This is a genomic window from Bacteroides sp. Marseille-P3684, from assembly GCF_900291465.1.
Lineage (GTDB): Bacteria > Bacteroidota > Bacteroidia > Bacteroidales > Bacteroidaceae > Phocaeicola_A.
Genome location: NZ_LT985808.1, coordinates 1732114 through 1757543, shown reverse-complemented (window position 1 = coordinate 1757543; position 25430 = coordinate 1732114). Strand labels below are relative to the sequence as shown.

The 25430-nt window shown below is 54.2% G+C and carries 14 protein-coding genes; 8 read left to right on the top strand and 6 right to left on the bottom strand.

What is annotated here, in order from left to right; all coding sequences use genetic code 11:
• Position 1: 1 nt before the first annotated feature.
• On the bottom strand, positions 2 to 3103 hold the full coding sequence (locus C8275_RS06730; RefSeq protein WP_369861073.1) for a SusC/RagA family TonB-linked outer membrane protein: 3102 nt from the start codon (positions 3101 to 3103) through the stop codon (positions 2 to 4).
• 320 nt (positions 3104 to 3423) lie between these two features.
• Between C8275_RS06730 and C8275_RS06725 the strand changes: the two genes are divergently transcribed.
• The 3 genes from C8275_RS06725 to uvrA all read left to right on the top strand — a co-directional run bounded on the left by C8275_RS06725 (position 3424) and on the right by uvrA (position 10715).
• On the top strand, positions 3424 to 4179 hold the full coding sequence (locus C8275_RS06725; protein WP_106484571.1) for an SDR family NAD(P)-dependent oxidoreductase: 756 nt from the start codon (positions 3424 to 3426) through the stop codon (positions 4177 to 4179).
• Between the two features lie 856 nt (positions 4180 to 5035).
• A complete protein-coding gene (locus C8275_RS06720) occupies positions 5036 to 7867 on the top strand; it encodes an outer membrane beta-barrel protein (RefSeq protein WP_157948199.1) in 2832 nt (943 codons plus the stop codon).
• Between the two features lie 58 nt (positions 7868 to 7925).
• Entirely contained in the window at positions 7926 to 10715 is a 2790-nt protein-coding gene (uvrA, locus tag C8275_RS06715) for an excinuclease ABC subunit UvrA (RefSeq protein ID WP_199881885.1), read from the top strand.
• Positions 10716 to 10840: 125 nt separating this feature from the next.
• On the opposite strand, the gene C8275_RS06710 is transcribed toward uvrA, so the two are convergent.
• From C8275_RS06710 to C8275_RS06690, 5 genes are all read right to left on the bottom strand, one after another.
• On the bottom strand, positions 10841 to 11023 hold the full coding sequence (locus C8275_RS06710; protein ID WP_022385397.1) for a hypothetical protein: 183 nt from the start codon (positions 11021 to 11023) through the stop codon (positions 10841 to 10843).
• Between the two features lie 41 nt (positions 11024 to 11064).
• Positions 11065 to 11877 (bottom strand): peptidoglycan editing factor PgeF, encoded by an 813-nt coding sequence (pgeF, locus tag C8275_RS06705; RefSeq protein ID WP_106484568.1) that lies wholly within the window; start codon positions 11875 to 11877, stop codon positions 11065 to 11067.
• Positions 11874 to 13049, bottom strand: a complete 1176-nt coding sequence (obgE, locus tag C8275_RS06700) for a GTPase ObgE (protein ID WP_106484567.1) — start codon at positions 13047 to 13049, stop codon at positions 11874 to 11876. The genes pgeF and obgE overlap by 4 nt, the downstream gene beginning before the upstream one ends.
• A gap of 134 nt (positions 13050 to 13183) precedes the next feature.
• Positions 13184 to 13753, bottom strand: coding sequence for an adenylate kinase (locus C8275_RS06695; protein ID WP_022385400.1), 570 nt, complete (start codon positions 13751 to 13753; stop codon positions 13184 to 13186).
• Between the two features lie 138 nt (positions 13754 to 13891).
• A complete protein-coding gene (locus C8275_RS06690) occupies positions 13892 to 14440 on the bottom strand; it encodes a DUF3332 domain-containing protein (RefSeq protein ID WP_106484566.1) in 549 nt (182 codons plus the stop codon).
• Positions 14441 to 14680: 240 nt separating this feature from the next.
• On the opposite strand from C8275_RS06690, the gene C8275_RS06685 reads away from it, so the two are divergent.
• The 5 genes from C8275_RS06685 (at position 14681) to C8275_RS06665 (ending at position 25399) form a co-directional block, all read left to right on the top strand.
• Positions 14681 to 16039, top strand: coding sequence for an MFS transporter (locus tag C8275_RS06685; protein ID WP_106484565.1), 1359 nt, complete (start codon positions 14681 to 14683; stop codon positions 16037 to 16039).
• A 976-nt stretch (positions 16040 to 17015) separates the two neighbouring features.
• Complete coding sequence (locus C8275_RS06680) at positions 17016 to 18008, top strand: FecR family protein (RefSeq protein WP_106484564.1); 993 nt, start codon at positions 17016 to 17018, stop codon at positions 18006 to 18008.
• 131 nt (positions 18009 to 18139) lie between these two features.
• Positions 18140 to 21640: a TonB-dependent receptor gene (locus tag C8275_RS06675; RefSeq protein ID WP_199881883.1), complete on the top strand. Its 3501-nt coding sequence runs from the start codon at positions 18140 to 18142 to the stop codon at positions 21638 to 21640.
• 20 nt (positions 21641 to 21660) lie between these two features.
• Complete coding sequence (locus C8275_RS06670) at positions 21661 to 23655, top strand: RagB/SusD family nutrient uptake outer membrane protein (protein WP_234395720.1); 1995 nt, start codon at positions 21661 to 21663, stop codon at positions 23653 to 23655.
• Positions 23656 to 23668: 13 nt separating this feature from the next.
• Positions 23669 to 25399: a DUF5123 domain-containing protein gene (locus C8275_RS06665; protein WP_234395719.1), complete on the top strand. Its 1731-nt coding sequence runs from the start codon at positions 23669 to 23671 to the stop codon at positions 25397 to 25399.
• Positions 25400 to 25430: the final 31 nt, after the last annotated feature.

The window sequence follows — 25430 nt, the reverse complement described above, 5'->3', positions numbered from 1 at the left end:
ATTAGAAAGTGAGGTTTATACCAAAGACAAATTGCTTATATGTAGGGAAGGCATCAGAACCATTCATTTCCGGGTCTGTCCCCTTAAGCTTCTTGTCCTTGACAAAAATGAAAGGATTATAAGCCGTAGCATAAATGCGACAACGCTCCATCAATGCATAACGCGATATCTTCTTTGGAAGGGTGTATCCCAAAGTGATGTTCTTGATTTTGATGAACGAACCATCATGCACACGCAGAGCATCCATCACACTTTGTTCCGTACCACTACCCGGCACCGGATAATAAGCTTTTTGATTTTCTTCCGTCCAATAATCTACACCGGCAAGTTGATTGGTCGTCAAACTGTAGTCCGCCGTATAACGGCCTAAAAGATCACTGCTGATTGTTTGTCCATAACGCGCCATTGTGAAAAACGAAAGGTCAAAATCACGATAGGTAAACGTATTGTTCAAACCGAAAATCCAGTCAGGATTGATATGTCCGAGTACCTGACGATCATCTTCGCTGTATTTATGTTTGCCTTCGTCCCCATCCTTGTCCAGTGTCTCCACCTTGACCCATCCAGGTTTTACACCATAAACAGCAAGTTCATCCTGAGAACTGTCCGTTCCCCAAATACCTAAGTATTTATAACTATAAACAGACTTGATGGGATGTCCTTCAAAAAGGTTCTCTTTAATGAGGTCTCCGTCAGGAAGCTCATCGATCTGCTCCTTGCTCCAGGTAGCCGACAAAGTCGTGTTCCAAGTAAAATCCTTCGTGCGGATATTACGACTGTTGACAGTCACTTCCACTCCCTTATTGCTCGTCTTGGCAATATTCTCCCAGCTGTCCAAAGGACTTCCCCATCCTGTGGCACCACTGGTTACCGGCATCGTACGCTTGAATAACAATCCATCCGTTTTTGTACGGAACATGTCAATGGTTCCATCTATACGATTTCCCAAGATTGCAAAATCCAAACCTAAATTCCAGTTATATGACTTTTCCCAGCCTAACGAAGGGCTACCGTAAGTTTCTGTGTATTGAGTGAAAGAAACAATATTTCCATTCACAGTCACACCATTACCGGAATACTTATAAGCCCTCGTCTGTGTAGAGTATGCATCCACCCCACCGGAATTTCCGGTTACACCATAACCAATGCGAAGTTTCAGATTATCCAGCCATCCACGGCTTCCCTCCATAAATTCTTCATCGGAAATACGCCATGCCAACGCCGCAGCAGGGAACGAGTCCCACTTATTACCATCCGAGAAGAACGATACTCCATCCCAACGATTAGAGAAAGTGAAAAGGTACTTCCCTTTATAGGCATAATTGAAACGCAAAGCATAGGACATCTTCTGTTTCTGCTTAAAATCCGATTCCACATGCTGACTGGTTGTAGACATCAATCTCCAGAAGCTCCAGACATCCAGGTCTTGTCCACTACCTCCCGCCAAGGAACTCTCATCCTGAGACTTTTGCCAGGAAGTAATACCGGTAATACCCAAGTCGTGATCGTCTGCCAGGGTAATGTTATAGGAGGCTATGTTCTCCCAAGTGTAACTGTTGGAATGATTATTGGTTATAGAGGCATGAGGGGTTCCGGCATAGGTCGGACGGTTGGCATTGCAATATGCTCCCCAATATTGTCCCTGACGGGAATAACTCAAGGTTGTGTTCAGTTGACTTCTCAGCGTCAAGCCTTTTACCGGCGACAACTCCAGATAGGCATTCGTATTGATGTAGGTTGCACGGGTATTGTTGGCATATTGATTCTTGATGTAATCGCCCATCGGAGAATATTGGTCCTTGATATACTCCGGTTGCAGTTCTCCCTGTTCATCATAGACGTCTCCCAAAGGAAAAGCTGTCAGTGCCCTGGTGAACGTATTCTTTACACCGGCATCAGCTATGGTATAATTCAGGTTCGAAGTAAAGCCGAGCTTAGCCCACGAGAAAATACGCTGATCAATGTTCAGACGCACGGAATAACGGTCTTGTTTCTCATTCTCCAATAAACCGGTATCCTGGCTGTAAGTGGCAGAAGCAAAAACCTGGGTTTCTTCCGTTCCTCCGGTCACCGACATGGTGTATTTCTGCGTAGTAGCAGTTCCTCCTGAGACTTCATCCACCCAATCAATCCATTTGCCGGCATTATAAGCATCAATGTAGTTTTCATCACCACCCATCAGTGCTGCAATATTGGCAGGATAGTCTCCATTCTTATATTTATAAGCCTCACGCTGGTAAGCCAGCCATTCATCACCGACCATACCATGTTTAAACTCCGGAGAACCGCTGAAACCGTAATAAGCATCGAAATTCACTGTCGCCTTTCCTGCTCGTCCTCTTTTGGTCGTGATAATGACGACACCATTTGCACCGGCAGAACCATAAATAGCTGTCGAGGAAGCATCCTTCAACACATCGACCGACTCAATATCGGAAGGATTGACCTGGTCATAGCTGCCGGGCAATCCGTCGATGATAAACAGCGGCTCGTTACTTCCGTAAATGGAGCGTGAGCCTCGTAACAGAATGGTGGGTTTCTGTCCCAATTGGCCACTGGTTTTGGCGATGTCCATACCCGCCACTTTTCCCTGCAAAGCTTCCATCACATTATTAGTGGGCGATACCACAATATCTTCATTCTTCATGGAAGCCACCGCCCCTGTGAGATCCCGCTTCTTCACGGTACCATAGCCCACGACAACCACTTCATCCAGCAGTTGGTTGTCAGGTTCCATCCTGATGGTCATGCGACCGGGAGTGATGGTAACATCCTGGGCTTTGTAACCCATGTAAGTCAATTGGAGAACGGTTGCTCCGGACGGAGCTGTGAGTTTGAAGTTTCCCTCGAAGTCTGTGATGGCACCCACTTTCGTTCCCTTCACCAGAACGGAAACGCCAATCATGGGTTCGCCTTTCTCATCGAGCACTTGACCGGATACGGTCTTGGATTGTAAAACCTCCTGAGGATTAGTCATTTTTACCCCCTCCCACGCCACTTTGGCAGAAAGAGGAGCTGCTATCAACAGACTGGAAAGTCCCCAGATAAAAGAAGTCTTTGTGACGCTGGAGAAGCGTTCACTGCTTGCCTTGTTTTTCATCATAAGGTCAGGTTGTTAGTAATAGGTTTAGTAAAAAGGAAATGATTTCGTGTGCAAAGATAGAAAGAACCCATAAATTCCCATTTCTTAAATGTTAAATAAGAATGTTAATGTACGGTTTTAACTTTTAGTACTCGGGATAAAAATCTGAAATTCTTCACATCAGACACATAAAATACGTAATTCTTGCAACCAGAAGTGCATTCACGCATCCCTCCTTCCGACGTTCCCCTCAATAATAGTTTCCCATCCGCAACCAACTTTCTGCTATTATTCCCTCCAAATCCCTACCTTTGCCCCCAGGATTAATACCTTATAAGGAAATGAATAAAATCGTACTGATTACAGGAGCCACAAGCGGCATCGGGCTGGCTTGTGCACGGAAGTTTGCAGAGAACGGCGACAGGCTGATTCTCACCGGAAGAAAAGAGCAGCAGCTGGCTGCCATCAGACAGGAACTCATCGCGCGGGGTGCGGAAGTGGTGACGCTGACGTTCGATGTGAGAAACCGGGAAGCGGCAGAACAGGCACTCAACGGACTGCCACGGGAATGGAAAGAGATTGATGTCCTGGTCAACAATGCCGGACTGGCTCTCGGACTGGAACCGGAATATGCGGGGGATTTCCAGGACTGGGAAACGATGATTGACACCAACATCAAGGGACTCCTGACCATGACCCGGCTCATTGTCCCGGGAATGGTGGAGCGCAACCGGGGACACATCATCAACATCGGTTCGGTTGCAGGCGATGCCGCCTACGCCGGAGGCAACGTGTATTGTGCCACAAAAGCAGCCGTCAAGGTTCTGACAGACGGACTGCGCATTGACGTGGCGGATACGTCCGTCAGAGTGACCAACCTGAAACCGGGACTCGTGGAGACCAACTTCAGCAATACCCGCTTTCATGGGGATGCGGAACGGGCTTCCAACGTCTACAAGGGCATCAAGCCGCTGACGGGTGACGACATTGCGGACGTGGCGGTCTATGCCTCCAATGCGCCCGAACACGTACAGATTGCCGAAGTGCTGATACTGGCCACGCACCAGGCAAGCGGCAGCGTGATCGTCCGGAAATGACCACGTGTCATTTTGTCAAAGTGTCAAACGAATCGCCTGAGAAGGGCCTTCCTTGAACCAAAATACGAGTTGGTGAACGGGAAAGACATTCTCAGGCGTTTTGCCAAATACACATTGCTGCAAATGGGAGAAACTGACGAACCGAATGTCGGGCATTCCTCCGAATCCCTGGCAGAAGAATAAGAGTACACGGCGTAAGGTGTACAAAACAATAGTTCGCAAAAGTGTGCCTTCTCATACAAACCAGAGGTGAAAATCATTAAATTATTGTCTTCGAATCCTAAAACAAGTGTTTCGTCTTCCGAATAGTTGACTTTGACGGATGAAACAATATTGTTTGGGAAGTGAAACACTTGTGTTTGGCACGTGAAACAATATTGTTTGACGAGTGAAACAATATTGTTTCGTGGTATAATTATGCATCTTTGCCCCTTGTACGGAATGTTTATACGGACGGAAGTGAATGAATATTCTTAAAATAACCTACTTTGCCCGATTTTTCAAAAAGTAGCGTTAGCCGGAAAAGGGGAAATCGAGAAAAAAGGAAAGAGAAAATGCGATTTCAGCATCCATCTGTCAACGAACGTCGGACGACATTCTTCCGACGCACCTCAACCGTTGCCGTGTCTTGCCACTGCGCCATGAGAACAGGTAGAGCGGAAGAAGACTTACGCCCTGCCGGAAACCAAATGAAACTTTATGCACCCAATATGCCCTGATGTCCGCAAAAAGACGTTTCTTTGTAACCGGAAACTCCAGACTCATAAAGAATGTAGAGACGATGTGTAAGGAATGGATGAACACCCGCCGGTCATCAGGCCGTTCAAAGTTACGTTTGGTTTCAGGGACAAGCTCTTTGTTGAAGGGATTGTGCCTGGTGTTGATGTGTGTCTGCCTGAACGTGCAGGCGCAACGGATTTTCACGTATGGCTATGGCAACGGGGACTGGAAAGACACCGAGGTAACCGGACATGTGCAGATGGAAGAAAGTGAATCCAAGCAAATCATGCCCCTTGCCAATGCCGGCATACGTGTCTATTGTCTGACCGACTCGACCTACAACGGTGGCATGACGGTGACGGACAAGGACGGAAACTTCATCCTGCACGCCTTTCAGCAACGCTCCAAAGACTACGAAGTGCACATCTCCTACCTGGGGACCGACACCTACAAACACCGCCTGACACGGGTCAACATCATCCGGCTGGACACCATCACACTCCACGAGAAACCCATCACGATGGAAGAGGCGGTCATCGTCGCCAAGCTGAAGAAGATGCGTATCCTGGGCGACACGACCATCTTCAACACCGATGCCTTCCGTGTGTCGGAAGGGGCGGTACTGCTGGAACTGGTGCGCAAGATGCCGGGACTGCGCATCACCCAGGGTAAAATGACCTATCAGGGGAAAGACATCTCGGAAATCCTGCTCAACGGAGAGAAATTCTTCGCCAACGACATCAGCATTGCCCTGCAGAACATGCCGGTGGAAGTGCTGAAGGAGGTACGTATCTATGACAAGAAGTCGGAGAAAAGCGAACTGACGGGAGTGGACGACGGACAGCACCAGACGGTGATGGACCTGAAGACCAAACAGGAGGTCAACGACGCCCTGATGGCAAATGCCAGTGCAGGCATCGGCGACCAGGACCTCTACGGACTGAATGCCATGCTCAACTATTTCAAGACGGGAGGAGACCATGCCAGCGTCTATGCCAACCAGCACAACACCCCCAACGACATCGGCATGGACATGTTCGGGGGACAGATGTTCTCCGGCGGATTCTTCGGAGGAGGAGGAAACCCGATGAGACAGCTCTCGCGCCGCATGGGAGGAAGCGTCGGCAAAAAGATGGGGAAGGTCCACACCAACGGAGACATCAGCTACAACAGCGACGGGAACGACACGAAGAGCTATACGGTCACGGAGAACTATCTCCCGACGGGAAACACCTACTCCGACCAGTCGTCGCTCAACTCCACGAACGGCAAGAACGTCAGTGCCAACGTCAACATCATGGGCGACCTGAGTGAACGGCTGGGCATCATGGGCAACTTCCGCTTCGGGAACTACCGGAACGACAACCGCAGCAGCTTCCGTCAGGCAACGTTCAACACCCGCCCTTCCGTTGCCGACCCGCTGGAGGATGAAGACGGCATCCCCCTCTCCCAACGCATCAACCGCATCAACCAGGAATCGCTGGCGTCGGGTGACCGGAAAAGCCTGACAGGCACACTGATGCTGACCTACCGTTTTGCCAAGGAGGGCCGGAACCTGACACTCAACCTGAACGGGAGCAAGGACGACGGGGAGAGCCGACGTTACCAACAGTCATCCACCAGATACTACCAGTTGGGTGACTCACTGCTCATCCAGGACCGCTTCACCCTGTCGCCCACCTCGTCGGACATGCTGTCCGCCAGCCTGTCCTACCACGAACCTCTCAGCGAATATGTCGGCATCGAACTGTCCTACGGCTACAACACCAACCGCAACAAGGAGGACGAGCAGGTGTTCGACCTCGGCAGGTTTTCCTTCCCCGACGGGAACCGCCCCATCGGTTCACTGCCTGAAGGATATGAAGCGGGCCGCATCGACAGCCTGAGCAACGTGAACAACCGACGGGACAACCAGCATACCTTCGGACTGTCCCTTAACCTCACGAAAGACAAATGGAACATGAATGCCGGCATCCACTTCATCCCCCAATCGCAAAACATCTACATGCTGCGCGAACAGAGTGTGACCGACACCACCCTGCACCGCCTCAACATCGGCACAGCCCTGATGGCTTTCTACTCCAGGGACAAGCTCTCGCTGAGCATCAGCTATTCGGGCAACTCGCGTTCACCCGATGCCAACCAGCTTCTGCCTGTCATCAACAACGACAACCCGCTGTACATCATGGAGGGAAACCCTGACCTGAAGACCTCCTACAGCCACAACGTCAACACGAACTTCCGTCTGAACCGCCTGTGGGCAAACCTCAGCTTCTCACAGAGCTTCAACGACCTCACCTACAAGACCCTCTATGACCCGGTGAGCGGTGTGCGCACCAACCGACCGGACAACATCAACGGCAACTGGGGGACCATGCTCAACGTGGGCTACAGCAAAGACTGGGAGGAATTCTCGCTCGAAACGGAGACAAGCTACAGCTACAACAACCGTCCCAACTATGTCGAGGTGAGCGACCGCATCAGCAAGGATGCCGTGCGCAACCACAACTTCGGCCAGCTCCTCAAGGGCATCTACACGCCGGAGTGGGCTGAGTTTATCCTCTCCGGACGGTTCGACATGGACAAGACGAAAGCCAAGGTGGAACGTTCGTCGGACAGCTTCACCAAGACCTTTACGTTCCTGGCAGAGACCAACTTCTACCTCCCGCTGAACATCCGCCTGGGTTCCTCCTTCAGCTGCATCACGCGCCACGGCTTCCTGTCGGACGACATGAACCACTCCGAACTGTTGTGGAACGCCAATGCCTCATGGAGCTTCCTGAAGAAGAAACAGGCGAGCCTGAAGCTGGAGGTGTATGACATCCTGAACCGTGCGAAGAACATCACGACCTACACCACCTCGACGGGCAGCACCCAGTCGCGTTCCGAAGGAGTGAACAGCTACTGCCTGCTGTCGTTCAACTACCGTTTCAATCTCTTTAAGGGAAAAAAGGAAATGGAAGACTGAAAGGTCGGCTGAAATGAACTATCTTTGTTGCTTGGTTCAGTAAACAACAAAGATTACTATGGCAGACAGCAACTACATTGAGATCAAAGGTGCACGGGTCAACAACCTGAAGAACATCGACGTCAAGATTCCCCGCAACAAGCTGGTGGTCATCACCGGACTCTCCGGTTCGGGCAAGTCGTCGCTCGCCTTTGACACCCTATATGCCGAAGGGCAGCGCCGCTATGTGGAGAGCCTTTCCGCCTACGCCCGGCAGTTTCTCGGACGAATGAGCAAGCCGGAATGTGACTTCATCAAAGGCATTCCGCCTGCCATCGCCATCGAGCAGAAGGTGAACAGCCGCAACCCCCGTTCCACAGTCGGCACTTCGACGGAAATCTACGAATACCTCCGCCTGCTCTATGCCCGTGTGGGCAAGACCTACTCCCCCATCAGCGGACAACTGGTGAAGAAGCACACGACCGAGGATGTGGTGGAATGCATGAAGTCGTATTCCAAAGGAACACGCTACACCGTGCTTGCCCCGCTCTGTCTGCGTGACGGACGGACGTTGGAGGAACAGCTCGACATCGACTTGAAACAGGGATTTGCCCGCATCGAGGTCAACGGCGAGATTGTCCGCATCGAAGACTATCAGCCGCGTAAGGGCGACACCGTCAACCTGCTCATCGACCGCATGACCTGCGACGACAGCAAGGACAGCATCAGCCGCCTCATCGACTCTGCCGAAACCGCTTTCTATGAGGGCGACGGCACGTGCATGCTGCGTTTCTACCCTTCGCAAATCATCCATACATTCTCCAAACGTTTTGAAGCTGACGGCATGACCTTCGAGGAACCGACCGACCAGATGTTCTCGTTCAACTCGCCGCTGGGTGCATGCCCCGTGTGTGAGGGATTCGGCAAGGTCATCGGCATCGACGAAAGCCTCGTCGTCCCCAACCGCGCCCTGAGTGTCTACGACGGGGCTGTGGTATGTTGGCGTGGAGAGAAGATGGGCGAATGGCGCGACGCCTTCATCCGTCAGGCTGCGAAGGTGGACTTCCCCATCTTCACTCCCTACTACGACCTGACGCAGGCACAGCGTGACTACCTCTGGCACGGCGACCGCGACAAAATCTGCATCGACTCGTTCTTCAAGATGCTGGAGGAGAACCAGTACAAGATACAGTACCGTGTCATGCTCGCACGTTACCGCGGCAAGACGACCTGTCCTGCCTGTCACGGGACACGTCTCAAGCCCGAAGCGGGCTATGTGAAGTTGGGCGGACGTTCCATCTCCCAGCTGGTGGACCTCTCCATCACGGACCTGAAGGACTTCTTCGCCCATTTGCAGCTCGACGAACACGACATCATCGTGGCACGCCGCATCCTCACGGAAATCAACAACCGGCTCCAGTTCCTGCTCGATGTCGGACTGGGCTATCTCACCCTGAACCGTACCAGCAACACGCTCTCGGGTGGAGAAAGCCAACGCATCAACCTCGCCACGTCATTGGGCAGCAGCCTGGTCGGCTCGCTCTACATCCTCGACGAACCGAGCATCGGTCTGCACAGCCGCGACACCGACCGACTCATCAAGGTGCTCCGCCAGCTGCAACAGTTGGGCAACACGGTCGTAGTGGTGGAACATGACGAGGAAATCATCCGTGCCGCCGACTACATCATCGACATAGGTCCCCGTGCCGGACGACTGGGAGGCGAAGTGGTCTACGAGGGCGACATGCATAACCTGAAGCCCGGCAGCCAAAGCTACACCGTCCGCTACCTGCTGGGAGAAGAGGAGATTGCCCTCCCCCACAGCCACCGTCCGTGGAACAACTACATCGAGGTGAAGGGCGCACGCGAAAACAACCTGCGCGGCATCGACGTCAAGTTCCCTCTCAACGTGATGACAGTCGTCACCGGTGTCAGCGGCTCGGGCAAGTCGACCCTGGTGCGCAACATCTTCTACCGTGCCTTGAAGCGCATCTACGACGAGTCATCAGAGCGTCCGGGTGAACACATCTCGCTGGAGGGAGACGTGAAAATGGTGAGCAACATCGAGTTCGTAGACCAGAACCCCATCGGCAAATCTTCACGGAGCAATCCCGTGACGTACATCAAGGCGTATGACGAGATACGCAAGCTCTTCGCCGACCAGGCGCTTGCCAAACAGATGGGCTACAGTGCCGGCTATTTCTCGTTCAACACCGACGGCGGACGTTGCGAGGAGTGCAAGGGGGAAGGGACGGTCACCGTGGAGATGCAGTTCATGGCGGACCTGGTGCTGGAGTGCGAATCGTGCCACGGCAAACGTTTCAAGAAAGAAGTGCTGGAAGTGAAATACCACGACCGCAACATCTACGACATCCTGGAGATGACGGTCAACGAAGCCATCGAGTTCTTCACGCTCCACAAACAGACACGCATCGTGAAGAAACTCCTCCCCCTGCAGTCGGTAGGACTGGGATACATCAAGCTGGGACAGTCATCGTCGACCCTATCGGGTGGTGAGAACCAACGCGTGAAGCTTGCCTACTTCCTCAGCATCGAGAAGGCATCTCCCACCATCTTCATCTTCGACGAGCCGACCACCGGACTCCACTTCCACGACATACGGAAGCTGCTTGAGGCATTCGATGCGCTCATCAACCGCGGACATACGGTTGTCATCATCGAGCACAACCTCGACGTGGTGAAGTGTGCCGACCATGTGATTGACCTCGGACCGGAAGGTGGAAGTCGGGGAGGCAATCTGGTCGTAGCAGGAACTCCCGAGGAAGTGGCTGCCTGTGCGGCATCCTACACCGGACAGTTCCTGCGTGAGAAACTGGAAACAGGTCTTCACCAGGCCCCGTCTGCCTGACGTCACGGAACGGGAGCATATACGACAAGAGGCACGAAGCCATCGGAAGACGGGACCTCACCCGCTACTCCGTGTCTTCGTGCCTCTTGTCGTATGCAGTCTCTCTGCGCTCAGCCGCACAGGAATTACCGGTGACGGTTTGCACGCCGCCGACGGTATTCAGCCTTCATCTTGGCGGAACCCGAACCATGTGCGCCAGTGACATACGCCTTCTTCTTGGCCTTGGTCTTCACACCGGTCTTTTCGGTCTTCGCCTTCGGGGCACCACGGAACACGATGCCTTCAGTCATTGCTTGTTCTATACTCATGCGATAGGGGTATTTAATGGTTTCAGTTGACAAGTAAACGCTCAGTCCAGCAACATGATGCCGGAGAGCATGCGTCCGCTGTGAATGCCCAGCCGACGTGCGGAGAAGAAGTCGTCACACTGCAGATAGGTGCACACACCGGAACACTCGATCTGCTCCTTCGGGATGCCTACTTCCAGCAGCTGCCAGTAGTTCGCCATCCACAGGTCGATGTGCCAACGCGACGACGGACGGTACCAGCGCGCAATCTTCTCCATCGGGAAGCCTGCCTCACGGAATGCCTCATAGACTTCCACCCCCACTTCGAAAGCTTCGAGGGAAATGCCCGGTCCGATGGCAACCGACACATCCGACGGACGGGAACCATACATACGACTCATGCAGTCGAGTGTCTTCCCGGCAATGCGTCCGACAGTGCCTCGCCATCCGGCATGTGCCACTGCCACGACATTCCGGCAGGAATCATGGAAAATGAGCGGAATGCAGTCTGCTGTCGAAACACACAGACAGAAGCCATGCCGGTCGGTCACCAGGGCATCCACCCCTTCGAGCATCTCGCGACGTTTCACCGACGGCGCATTGATGTAATCATCACCGACGGACAGGACCTGCGTCCCGTGCACCTGATGGGGGATGACCCAGTCCAGGGGAATCACAGGCAGGAGTGTCGACAGATGTTGCAGGTTCTGACAGACGGACATGGGGTCGTCTCCACAATAAGGAGAACAGTTGAACGAGGCATACTTTCCCTCGCTGCAACCACCCCTGCGTGTGGTCGAGAAGGCTGTCACACCGGCTTGCCGGCTGAAAAGCTCATACTCCAGCAGTTCCTTATTTGCAGACAAACGGCTCATTGTTTCTCGTCATCCCAGTCTTCTTCGTATTCATAGTCTTCGAGGTCCTCCACCTCTTCTTCATCGACATAGGTGATGTCTTCGTCCTCACCCATGGCTTGCAGTTCGCTTTGGAGGAGACGGACGTCCTTGTTGCGGTGCACGATGCGTTCGCCGGCAACCGCCTCCAACTTGTTGCTTTCGCTGTTCAGCTCGGTCCAGAGGATATCCTTCAGCTGACTGATGCCCATGCCGGTCAGAGAGGAAATGAACACATGGGGTACATTCTCCGGCAGGTTCTCCGCCAGCATCTCCATCAGCTCTTCATCGAGCATGTCACACTTGGTGATGGCAAGCACCCGTTGCTTGTCGAGCATCTCGGGATTGAACGTGGCAAGCTCGTTGAGCAGAATTTCATACTCCTTGCGGATGTCGTCCGTATCGCCGGGAACCATGAACAACAACAACGAGTTGCGCTCGATGTGACGCAGGAAGCGCAATCCCAGTCCCTTTCCCTCACTGGCTCCCTCGATGATGCCGGGGATGTCCGCCATGACGAACGACTTCCCTTCATGGTAGGATACAATGCCGAGATTCGGCTCCAGGGTGGTAAAAGGGTAATTGGCTATCTTCGGACGAGCCGATGAAACGACCGACAGCAACGTCGACTTACCGGCATTGGGGAATCCCACCAGACCGACATCGGCAAGCAACTTCAGCTCCAGGATGACGGTCATCTCCTGCATCGGTTCACCGGGCTGTGCAAAACGGGGAGCCTGACGGGTGGCAGTCTTGAAATGCCAGTTACCCAAGCCTCCACGTCCGCCCTTGAGCAGAATGACCTCCTGACCATGCTCGGTGATGTCGCACACATACTCGCCGGTCTCGGCATTGTAGACCACTGTTCCGCAGGGAACCTCGATTACCTTGTCCTCTCCGTCCTTGCCGAAGCTGCGGTTGCGTGACCCGTTGCCTCCATGACCGGCAAACACATGGCGGTCATACTTCAAGTGGAGCAGGGTCCAGTAGTTGCGGTTACCGCGCAAAATCACATGACCGCCCCGTCCACCGTCCCCTCCGTCGGGACCTCCGTTGGGGATGTATTTCTCCCGGCGCAAGTGTGCCGAGCCTCGTCCGCCCTTACCGGAGCGGCAATAGATTTTCACGTAGTCTACAAAGTTCGATTCTGCCATATTCAAAAGTTTGTATTGGTAATCTGCAGGCTTCGGGATGTCAGCCGACGCCCCGTGCGCCTTTACAAAGGAAGCGCAAATTACGCAAATTCATGTCATTTGCGAAACCTGCGCCTCCTGATTTTATAGTTTGCTTACAATTTTTCGATAGCGGCAACAATATCGGCAAAGATGCCTTCCATTGTTCCTACACCATTGATGTGGTGATACTTGCCTTCCTTCTTATACCAGTCGATAAGCGGAGCGGTCTGTGAATGGTAGACCACGAGACGCTTCTTGATGGTCTCTTCGTTGTCGTCTGCACGTCCGCATTCCTGTCCGCGCTTGATGAGACGGGTCATCAGCTCGTCTTCGGGCACTTCCAGGTCGAGCATCAGAGACACTTCCTGTCCTCTCTCTTTCAGCATAGTTTTCAGTGCTTCTGCCTGTGCAATGGTACGGGGGAAACCGTCGAAGATGACGCCTTTGCTGTCCTTGAACGAATCGAAGACACTTGCCAGGATGTCAATCATCAGCGAGTCGGGGATGAGCTGTCCCTGGTCGATATATCCTTTGGCTGTCTTTCCCAGCTCCGTTCCGTTCTTGATTTCAGCGCGGAGCACATCACCGGTAGAAATGTGATTAATACCGAATTTTGCTACAATACGCTCGCTTTGGGTGCCTTTTCCTGACCCCGGAGCGCCAAAAATAACAATGTTCAACATGATTCTCGTTTTAATAAAATGACGTGCAAAATTACGCTTTTTCGCCTATCTGTCAAAATTCAATCCGGAAGATTAAACAAAAAGGCACGAAGATACCTCGTGCCTCTGTGTTATGCAAAATCAATGGTCTGCCGACGGTCAGCGTGCCGCATAGTAAGTGGCACCCATGATGGCGTCGCGGGCTGCGCTCACACCTTGTGCATCGGGAGTGACATTGATGTATTGTCCGTTCTGCATGTTCAGGTCGACCGTCCCGTCGTTACAGAGCTTCATGATTTCATAGCTCTTGCCGTCGCATACCACGTTCCAGCTCTGCTCTTCCTGGTTGAAACGGAGTTCCACGGGAGTGCTTTCACCTTCTTTCTCGATGGAGTAACCGTCCTTGGTGGTAGTCACCAGGAACTTGCCGTTCTCGGTATTCACCTCTTTCACCGTACCTGCGGCAATCGGGTTCGTACCACTCCAGAACTCAACGGAGTTCAACACAAGAATGTCTGCCAGGAAAGTAACCTCATAGACAGGGACAATCCACAATCCGATGTGGATCAGCTCGTTCAGGAACTTGTTGCCGGTAGCCTGTTCGTTCCATCCGCGTACTTTATTAAATAAGGCATACGAACCGATGCATGATGTCAGCGTTGCCCCGGCAAGGGCACAGCAAACGATAGATGTTCTGATTCCTTTCATAATAGTTGGTTTTTGTTAGGTGAAATATGTGTCAGTAAAAGTAGGACTTTATTCTGAAATCTCGGAATTATTGCTAGCAATTTTAGCCTTATTATGACTAAAACCTGTTTTATAACATGTTTTACTTACACTAAATGACAAATTGCCCTGCATTTTGCAACATTCTTTCATTGGTTATAGATAGAATAATCGTACATTTGCCTCGCAATAAATCTAACCTTATTTATTAAATAGAAAGAGATGACAGAAAAAATTCACCAAACGTTGCGCGACTCGAAGGCTGCCCGCTGGACAGCATTGGCGGTCGTTGCATTCACGATGTTGTGCGGTTATTTCCTGACCGACGTGATGGCTCCCCTGAAGCCGATGCTTGAAAAAGAATTGTTATGGACCAGTACGGACTACGGAATCTTCACGAGTGCATACGGATGGTTCAATGTGTTCCTGCTGATGCTCATCTTCGGCGGTATCATCCTCGACAAGATGGGAGTCCGCTTCACCGGTCTGGGTGCCTGCATCCTCATGGTGATCGGCTGTACCATCAAATATGGTGCCGTGTCGGGACTCATTCCGTTGGAAGGAACAGTCATTGCCGGCATGAAAGGACAGGTTGCCATCGCAGCGTTGGGATATGCCATCTTCGGTGTCGGTGTGGAAATTGCCGGCATCACGGTGTCGAAAATCATCGTCAAGTGGTTCAAGGGATATGAGATGGCACTTGCCATGGGGCTGGAGATGGCTACCGCCCGTCTGGGAACGATGCTTGCCATGTCCGTCACCGTGCCTTTTGCCAATTTCTGCGGAAGCATCTCAGCCCCCATCCTGCTGTGTCTTGTCATGCTGTGCATCGGTCTGATTGCCTTCTTCATCTATACCCTGATGGATCGCAAGCTGGAGGCTTCCATCGGCAAGGACGAGGCTTCTGCCGACGACGCCTTCCGCCTGAGTGACATCATGCTGATTGTACGCAACAAGGGTTTCTGGCTCATCGCCCTGCTCTGCGTGTTGTTCTACTCTGCCGTATTCCCCTTCCTGAAATATGCCACCGACCTGATGGTGAACAAATATGAGGTAGACCCCGAGCTGGCAGGCATCATCCCGAGCCTTCTTCCGTTGGGTACCCTCTTCCTCACTCCGTTCTTCGGCAACCTCTATGACCGTCACGGAAAGGGAGCCACCATCATGCTGATTGGTGCCGTGATGCTCATCGGCGTACATGCGTTGTTCGCCCTTCCGCTGCTCAACTACTGGTGGTTCGCAACCATCATCATGATTGTGCTGGGTATTGCGTTCTCACTGGTTCCGTCTGCCATGTGGCCGTCGGTTCCCAAGATTATCCCGGAGAAACAGTTGGGAACGGCATACGCCCTTATCTTCTGGGTACAGAACTGGGGATTGATGGGTGTACCTGCACTCATCGGATGGGTGCTCGACCGCTATTGCAAACTTAGCGGCGAGGGACAACCTGCCTACGATTACACGCTCCCGATGACCATTTTTGCCTGCTTCGGTGTGCTGGCTCTCATCATTGCCCTGATGTTGAAAGCTGAAGACAAGAAGAAAGGCTATGGACTGGAAGAAGCAAATATCAAACAGTAATATATAATATCAGGTGATATAGCCAACGAAACGCGGAGGATGCGTGTTCCAACGGACGCACGCATCCTCCGCGTCATTTCATCCCTCCCCAAGCGGAGACATCAAAAAGAAACTACTTCGGCAATTCTGCTTGACAGATTCAGCGGAATCCCTGTTTCCTGCTAACGCATCTTTTTCAATAAGCAGTCCAATCAGGAGTCAACCGTGAATGAATGCAAACAAAAACGGCGAAAAAAGGGTTTGATTTTAGAAAACTATACATTTCATTTTCGGAAAACAGACAAAACGTGCCCGGAACTATATTGTTTCGCGAGCCAAACAATATAGTTTGAGGCGTCAAACAATATAGTTTCACCTGCCAAACACGATTGTTTCGTGCCCGGAAGTCAAATCTTTGGAAAACGGAAGTAAAAAGAAGTGAGTTTCACTCTCCAGAAGAAAGGTGCTGTCAACAAATCGGAAGGTAATAAATAGGGAACCATTAGGAACCGAAAACAGAAAAAGGACACCCATCCGTTTCTAACCCCGCCCATAATGTCGTTCTAACACCCCTGTCTGCATCAATCTGTATTTTGCAAATCGCCCGAGAAGGGCCTCCGAATCCACCAAACCATATTTTGGTGCGAGGAAAGACATTGTAGCCCCCTTCGTTTGACATTTTGTCAAATCACAATTCAGGAACGTCCACCAATCCCAATGTAGGGGCGACCGGTCTGGTCGCCCGGTCCAATAATGGTTGGTCCAATAATAAATGATCCAACAACACCCGATTCAACAACAGCCATCCACAAACACCCAATATACAATTGTAATTGCCCCTAGAATAACGGACCAATAAGGATTGATTGGACCGGGCGACCAGACCGGTCGCCCCTACATTTTTTGTTAATAAAAGCAAATCATACCCCAGGTAGGCTTCTCTTATGTGTATTAATTGATGTAATGAAGATTCACTCCCCTTCATTCACCTGCAACGATGAAAACAAGAAAGACACCTGACTGGCTGCAACGTTACTGGGACAACCTCTATACGACAGAGGATGCCCAACGGCTGTTTGACCTTAGCAAGGACAAGGACGCATCCGACATCACGGAAGCGGACGACTCCGGACTGTGGGAAGAGTCCTCCTCTCCCGCCCTGACTCCTGACGAACAGAAGAAGGAACAATACCGTGCGGAGGCACGCCGTCTGCTGCAACAGCTGCAAGCACCTGCCCCGCAACCCGAACGCAGCAAGACACGGTTCGTGCGTCGCCTGCTCCAAGTGGCGGCAGTGGTCTGCTTCGTACTGGGCAGTGTCTACCTGTGGGACTACTGGCGGAAGGCAACGGTCGACTACCTGGAGGTAGCCACGGCTGTCAACGAACACCGCGACATCATGCTGCCCGACGGGACACGGCTCACCCTGAATGCCTGTTCACGGGTACGCTATCCGGAACAGTTCCTTGCCGAAACCCGTGAAGTGGAACTGGAGGGGGAAGGTTTCTTCAGTGTGACACATGACGCAGCGCACCCCTTCGTGGTAAAGACCAGCCGCATGGATGTCCGGGTACTGGGAACACGCTTCAATGTCAAGTCCTACTCCACCGACGAGATTATCGCGGTGGAAGTGGAAGAGGGCAAGGTGCAGGTCGACCTTCCGGAAGCCATGATGCGCCTGAAGGCGAACGAGCAGATGGTGTGCAACACCTCGTCCGACGTATTCAACAAGCAGCGGATGGAGCACGAAGCCGCGACCTGGCGGAAAGGGTTCCTCTACTTTGACCGGACACCCATGAGCGATGTGGTGAAGACCTTGGAACGTCTCTACGGTTGCCGCATCCGTCTGGCACCCGGTCAGACCTTCGACAACCTTATCTCCGGAGAGCATGACAACCCCAACCTCGAATCCGTGCTCCAGTCCATCGAGTTCACCAGTGGCATACACTACCGGAAGGAAGGGAACGACATCCTCCTCTACAAAGACTGAAACATCCATCAAAAACCCACAACCTCATGAACCGCAAAGCACCTACCTGAAAACACGGCTCCGACAGGAGCGCCCCCCCGGAAGAACAACCTCGCATTTATCATACCCTATTGCCAAATACACATTAACCAATGAAACACACACATCCATTCAAGCGGAAGACCTGTACCTGTCTGTTGGGACTGTCACTGCTATGTACCGTCCCTGCCCCTTCGCTGATGGCGCAGGAGAAGACCGCTGTCACACTGAACGTGCGCAATGAGCGCATCACAAATGTATTCAATCAGATAACCCGGCAGTCCGGCTACAAGTTCTTCTACGACGAAGAGCTGGTCAACTCCACCTACGAGGTGACCCTGAAGTTCAGGGACGCTTCGCTGGAAGACATCCTCAGGGAACTCTCCCGACAGACGGGACTGTCGTTCATCCGCAACAACAAGACCATCACGGTGGGGAAGAAGGAGAACACGACCGACCGGAAGGGAAAGACCATCCAGGGAACGGTCATTGACGCGTCGGGCGAACCCATCATCGGAGCCACCGTACAAGTGAAAGGGACGCAGCTGGGTGCCATCACCGACATGGAGGGACGCTACACCCTGAGGAACGTCCCCGACGGGGCAGCCCTCTCATTCTCCTACATCGGTTTCCAGTCGCAGGATATCCGGGCCAGTGATACCCGGGCACTGGCACGGGTCGAGTTGAAAGAAGATGCCGAGCTGCTCGACGAAGTGGTTGTCCTGGGTTACGGCAACATCCGCCGCAGCGACGTCACGGGTTCCATCGCGTCGGTCTCAGCCGAAACGCTCTCGAAGGTAGCTTCCAGCTCCATCGCCGACGCCATTGCCGGTAAGATGGCCGGTGTGCAAGTGACCACAGCCGACGGTGCGCTGGACGCGGAAATCAGCGTCCGGGTACGTGGCGGAGGCTCCATCACACAGGACAACTCCCCGCTCTACCTCGTCGACGGCTTTCCGGTGGACGACCTGAGCGGCATTCCCCTGACGGACATCGAGTCCATCGACGTCCTGAAGGAAGCCTCCATGACCGCCATCTACGGTGCACGGGGTGCCAACGGTGTGGTCATCATCACGACCAAGAACCCGAAGATCGGGAAAACCTCCATCCAGTTCAACAGCTACGTGCAGACGCGTACGCTGGCAAAGAAGTTGCCCGTGATGGACAACTACGAGTTCGTCATGGCGGACTATGAGTACGAGATGATACGCAAGGGCTCGGACGAGTCATTCATCAAGAACTTCGGCTACTACGACGACATCGAACTGTACAAGTACACCGACTCCACCGACTGGCAGGACGAAATTCTCGGAGGCAACCCCATCTCGCAATACTACAACGTGACCATCAACGGAGGCACGGAGAAGACCAAGTTCAACCTGAGCTATACGTTCAACGACGACGAGGGACAGCTCATCGGCTCGGGCATGTCGCGCCATAACATCAACCTGAAGCTGAATCAGGAACTGGTGAAAAACCTCCGTCTGGAAACCAACGCGACCTACCGCACACGGACCATCGACGGAGCGGGCACAGCCGGCACAAGCGTCCTGACAGCCCTGCGCTACCGTCCGACCAACGGACTGAGCAGCGACGTGATAGAGGATGCGGAGAGCGACGAGGAGAACCTCGACGAAGAAGGCAACACCCTGAACAAGCGCTACACGCCGCTGGAAGAGAATGAGCAGAACTACCGCAAACGTACCGAACAGCTCGTCGACCTGAAAGCCGCCCTCGTGTGGGACATCGTGAAGGGGCTGCAGTTCCGCTCGGAGTACGGCATCAGCACCAAGTATTCCAATGACAACAAGTTCTACGGTGCCTTGTCGAGCAAGGCATCCGGCTCGGGAATGAACAACCTGCCGTCGGCTGAACGGACGAAGGGATACAAGGAGACTTACCGCCTCGCCAACACGCTGACCTACCGCAACTCCTTCAACAAGCGGCACAACGTCAACCTGATGGTGGGTCAGGAAATCAACCACTCGCAGAGCGAACAGACCTTCATGAGCGCCCGCTACTTCCCCGCCACCATCACGGCGGAAGCGGCACTGGAGAACTTCGCCCTGGGTACACCCAACCAGAGCACCAGTTCCAAGGAAGCCCCGACCCGCACTGCCTCCTACTTCGGACGTGCACTCTACAACTTCCGCAATCGCTACTATGCCACGTTCACCATGCGTGCCGACGGGTCGACCAAGTTCGCACCGGGAAACCAGTGGGGCGTCTTCCCGGCAGGGTCCATCGCCTGGCGTCTGTCCAACGAGCCGTGGATGAAGAACGTGCGCTTCATCTCCGAACTGAAGCTGCGTGCCAGCTACGGTCTGGCGGGAAACAACCGCATCAACGACGACCTGTGGCACAGTGTCTATGCCGTCAAGAGCGGCAGCACGGCACCGGAGTTCAACAACGAGGAGTACAACTACTACCAGTTTGCCGACCAGACCTACCTCTATGACCCGGACCTGAAGTGGGAGACCACCATCACCCGCAACCTCGGCGTGGACTTCGGCTTCTTCAAGGGAAGGCTCTCCGGTACGTTCGACGTGTACTGGAATACGACCAAGGACCTGCTCGTCCCGACCATCATCCCCAACTCCTCGGGCTACGGACGTCAGATGACCAACGTCGGCGAGACCTCCAACCGGGGTGTGGAAATCACCCTGGAGGGACAACTCGTCAAGTCGAAGAACTTCAACCTCTCTGCCAACTTCAACATCGCCTTCAATAAGAATAAGGTGGAGAAGCTCTCGAACGGGGAGACGGAATGGAAGACCAAGGCGTCCCTGTCCAACTGGTACGGCTCCTACAACTACAAGATGGAGGTGGGCAAGAGCATGGGACTGATTTACAGCTTTGTCAACGACGGCTTCTACACCGTCGACGACTTCAACTTCGACGAGACCACCCGGAAGTGGACCTTGAAGCCGGGCGTGGCGGACAACTCCTCGTTCAGCTCGGGCAACTTCAGCATGAAGCCGGGTGCCATGAAACTGAAGGACCTCTCGGACAACGGCTCCGACCTCATCACGGAAGACGACATGACACAGATAGGCGACACCAACCCGATGTTCACCGGAGGCTTCGGACTGACGGGAAACTGGGGCAACCTGGACTTCGCCGCCTTCTTCAACTTCATGTATGACTTCGACATCTTCAACGTCAACAAGGCGTACCTGAACTCCGCCATACGGCGCAACTACTCCAACCTCTCCACCGACATGAATCTGGCAAACCGCTGGCGCTATGTCGACGACAACGGAGTGAACGTCTCCTCAGACCCTGTCGCCCTCGCCGAGCTGAACCGGAACGCCAAGACCTACTCGTGGATGTCGGTGACACAGGGCATCACCATGAGCGACTACATCGAGGACGGCTCCTTCCTCCGCCTGAGCACACTGACCGTCGGCTACACCCTGCCGGAACGTTGGCTGAGCGGCGTCGGCGTCAAGAGCCTGCGACTCTACTTCTCCGGCAGCAACCTCTTCACACTGACCGGATACAGCGGCTACGACCCCGAAGTGAACATCCAGAAAGGACTGACCCCGGGCATCGACAACAACCAGACCCCACGCAGCCGCACCTATACCGTGGGCATCAACCTTAATTTCTAACACACTGCTTCGAACGAATTATGAAAAAACTGATACTTCTACTACTGACGGTCGCCCTGGCGTCGTGCAATGACTTCCTCGACGTGGAGTCGCCCTCGACCTTCGACCGCAACTACATCTTTGAAAGTGAATCGGAAATCGGAACTGCCGTCAACGGCATCTACGTCCCGATGGTCAGCGGAAAGGGCTGGGTGGGCGTACTCGCCAAGAAGATGCTGTTCAACACCGACGTGGAGTTCACCACCTGCACGACCTCCTCGAATCTCAAGGAGTGTGCCTTCGTCCCCAGCACGGGAGACATCAGCTCGTACGACGACATCTGGGCTGGCATGTACGACGGCATCAACCGCGCCAATGATGTCATCGAAGGCATCGAGCAGAGTGCCCTGTTCGCGTCAGCCGACAAGACACAGCCCTCCAAGCTGATGCACTACTACGGCGAGGCGAAGGTGCTCCGCGCCATGTACTACTTCGAGCTGGTGCGCAACTGGGGCGACGTCCCCTACCGCCGCAAGCCTGCCGGCAACAAGGATGAGCTTTTCATCGGGACGACCGACCGGGACACCATCCTGACCGACATGATCAACGACCTCATCGAGGCAGAGCCGACCATGCTCTATGCCGAGTCGTCCGACCGCGGCTGTGAGGCGGCATCGCGCGAGTTCTGCCAGGCACTCATTGCCCGCATGGCGCTGTGCCGTGGCGGATGGAGCCTGCGACCGGACTACGACGACCCTTCCGCCATCGGCACGATGAAGCGCAGCGACGACTGGCAGGAGTACTACCGCATCGCCGAAGAGTATGCGGGAAAGGTGGTCAAGGAGGGGAAGCACAGCCTCAGCCGCACGTTCCGTCAGGTGTGGGTCGACGAGTGCAACTGGATTGTCCCGGTGAACGACGACAACATCTTCGACGTGCCTGCCAAGGTAGGCGGCTCGGGAGAAATCGGCTATTCGCTCGGCACGTACATCGTCTCACAGAAGAACGACGAGGGACAGAACGCCTCCAACGCTCCCTACGGCTACTCCTCGGGTGGTGACAAGCTCGCCCTGACCTACATGCTCTCCTTCGACCGGAAAGACCTGCGCCGCGACATCACCTGCGAACTCTTCCGCTACGAGAACTACGGCACCATGAGCCTCACCCAGAAACCCATTGCCGGACTGACGGTGTTCTGCGGCAAGTTCAACCGACTCTTCATGGAGAATCCTCTGGGCAGCACGTCCAACAAGGGTACGGGCATCAACTGGCCCTACATGCGCTATGCCGACGTGCTCCTGATGTACGCCGAAGCCGTCAACGAGAACCATAACGGACCGACCGAAGAGGCACGCGAAGCCTTACGCACCGTACGCCGCCGGGCGTTCAGCTCGGAAGACTGGGCGGAGAAGGTGGATGCCTACGTGAGCGCCCTCACCACCAAGGAAGCGTTCTTTGATGCCATCGTGCAGGAACGGGCATGGGAGCTGGGAGGCGAGAAGATACGCCGCTATGACCTTGCACGCTGGAACCTCTACGGGGAAACGCTCTACAACCTCTATCACGACTGGATACAGCTCGGCAAGGTGTCACGTACCAAGGAGCTTGCCAACACGACCAAGCCGTTTGCCGACCCGACGTACGACGAACGTTTTGACGACTATCCTGCCGTCGCCTACTACAAGATGGAGGATGCCGTCAATCCGGTCAACCACTACGTGGCACAGACCATCGGCTGGTACAGCGAGAACGGCATCAGCTCCTACGACCAGGCGCTGGAGTCCTATCCGTCATCGGCACCCGCGGGCTACACCAAGTTCAACATGTGCAACCAGTACTGTGCGCAGGTGAAGAACTCCAACCCGGCACAGTGGGAACCGGCTGCCGCCATCCTCTATTCGTTCTACGGCTACATCAACGAGTCGAATGCCTCTTCGGTGAACCCGCAGACCGACCCCGTGCGCTACCTCTGCCCCATCCCGCCCGACGCGCTGTCGAGCCACCAGGGACTGCTGAAGAACTACTACGGATATTAAACACATGCATCGTATGAAAACAACACTACACCTGACACTATACCTGACACTCCTCGTGTCCTCCCTGTGCTTCCTGTCGTGCAGCGACGACAAGGAGGCAATGCCCCGCCTGTTCCGTCCTTCATTCATCGCCTCGTCCTGCGTGGCGGACGGGAACAGCATCTCGCTGGCATGGCGCACCTCGGGTGAGCCGACCTCCTACACGGCTGAGCTCTCGGAAGACTCCACCTTTGCCGCATCCGCCACACTCAGCCAGACTGTCGAGGGCGGGAAGTGCACCTTCGACAACCTGAAGTATGAGACCGCCTACTACGTCCGTGTGCGTGCCAACAACGAGGCGATGCAGCTCGTCTCCAACTGGACGGTCTACGAGTCGACCGTCAGCACCCTCTCGCGCATCGTGCCGAAGCTGCTCTATCCGGTCGACGAGAGGAACATCACCGACGGCTCTGTCCTGCTGCAATGGACCGGCGTAGACGAGACAAACCCTGTCGACGGTCTCTGTGTCTGGACGGAGGAGGAGATGGAAGCCGGAACGGAAGGCAGCGCGGTGTCCCTGTCAGCCACCGATGTCGCTGCCGGCAGCTACCGCCTCAGCGGACTGTCGCCCCGCACGGTCTACTACGTGGCACTGACCAACAGCCAAGCTCCCGAAGGGGCTGAAGACTACAACGTCCGCCGGTTCCGCACCGGAGGCATGCCCGCAGGTGCCGTCAGTGTGACCGACGGTGCCGACCTCTATGCGCGCATCAAGGCAGGCATGGAGGACGCTTCGCTGAGCGAACTGGTCTTCTGCCTGCAAAACGGAGTGGACTACTACCTGAACGAGGAAGGGGCTGCCGACGGCAAGACCGGCACCATCGCCCTGACCAAGAGCATCGCCCTGCTTGCCGAACCGGGCGAGCACCCGACACTCTACGTCCGTGAGGGAGGCTTCCAGGTGGGCACCGACCCGCACATCGACTACTTCACCGTGGAGAATGTCGACGTGGAGGAGAACGTCCCGGACAACAGCCGTGGCAGCAAGACCTACCTCTTCGGCGTGGGCAAGCGCTCGGCAGGCAACGACTGTACCATCGACCGCTTCGAACTGGTCAACTCCGCCGTCATGCTGCCTACGGGCGTCATCATGATGAACGAGGCAAACGACGGGATCACGACCATCAACCACATCCGCATCGACAACTGCCGCGTGACGGGTATCAACGACACCAAGCTCGTGACGAAGCAGTTCGGCTTCATCCATGCCCCAAAGAAGGGAGGCAACGTGTGGAACGACGTCCGGGTGACTAACTCCACCTTCCATGAGTTCTACATCTCGCCGGGTGTCTTCGGAAGCCTGACCGCCGACGCTACCGTGACGGAAGGAGGCAACGTCAGCATCAGCAACTGTACCTTCTACAACTGGGCGACGAAGAAGACTTCCTATACCGCCGTGGGCGACTTCTCGGAGCTCGCCGTCCCCCTGAACCTCTCCGTCAGCGGATGCCTCTTCGGCTACAGCGCGGGCAAGATTCTCGATGCGGGCGTCTGCAACACCACCGTCCGCAACAACTATTGCACGACGGACTTCGAACAGCTCTCGTCGCCGGGCCTCACCCTGGTGTCGCTCGACACGACGGACGAAGCGCTGTTCCTCGATGCTGCCGCCGGCGACTTCACCCTCATCGACGGCTCGTCGGTCGTTTACCAGCAGGAGTACGGTGACCCGCGCTGGATTCCGGTGGATGCCGACGTGAAGTGACCTGCCCGCGACCTTCCAGTTCATTCAAAAA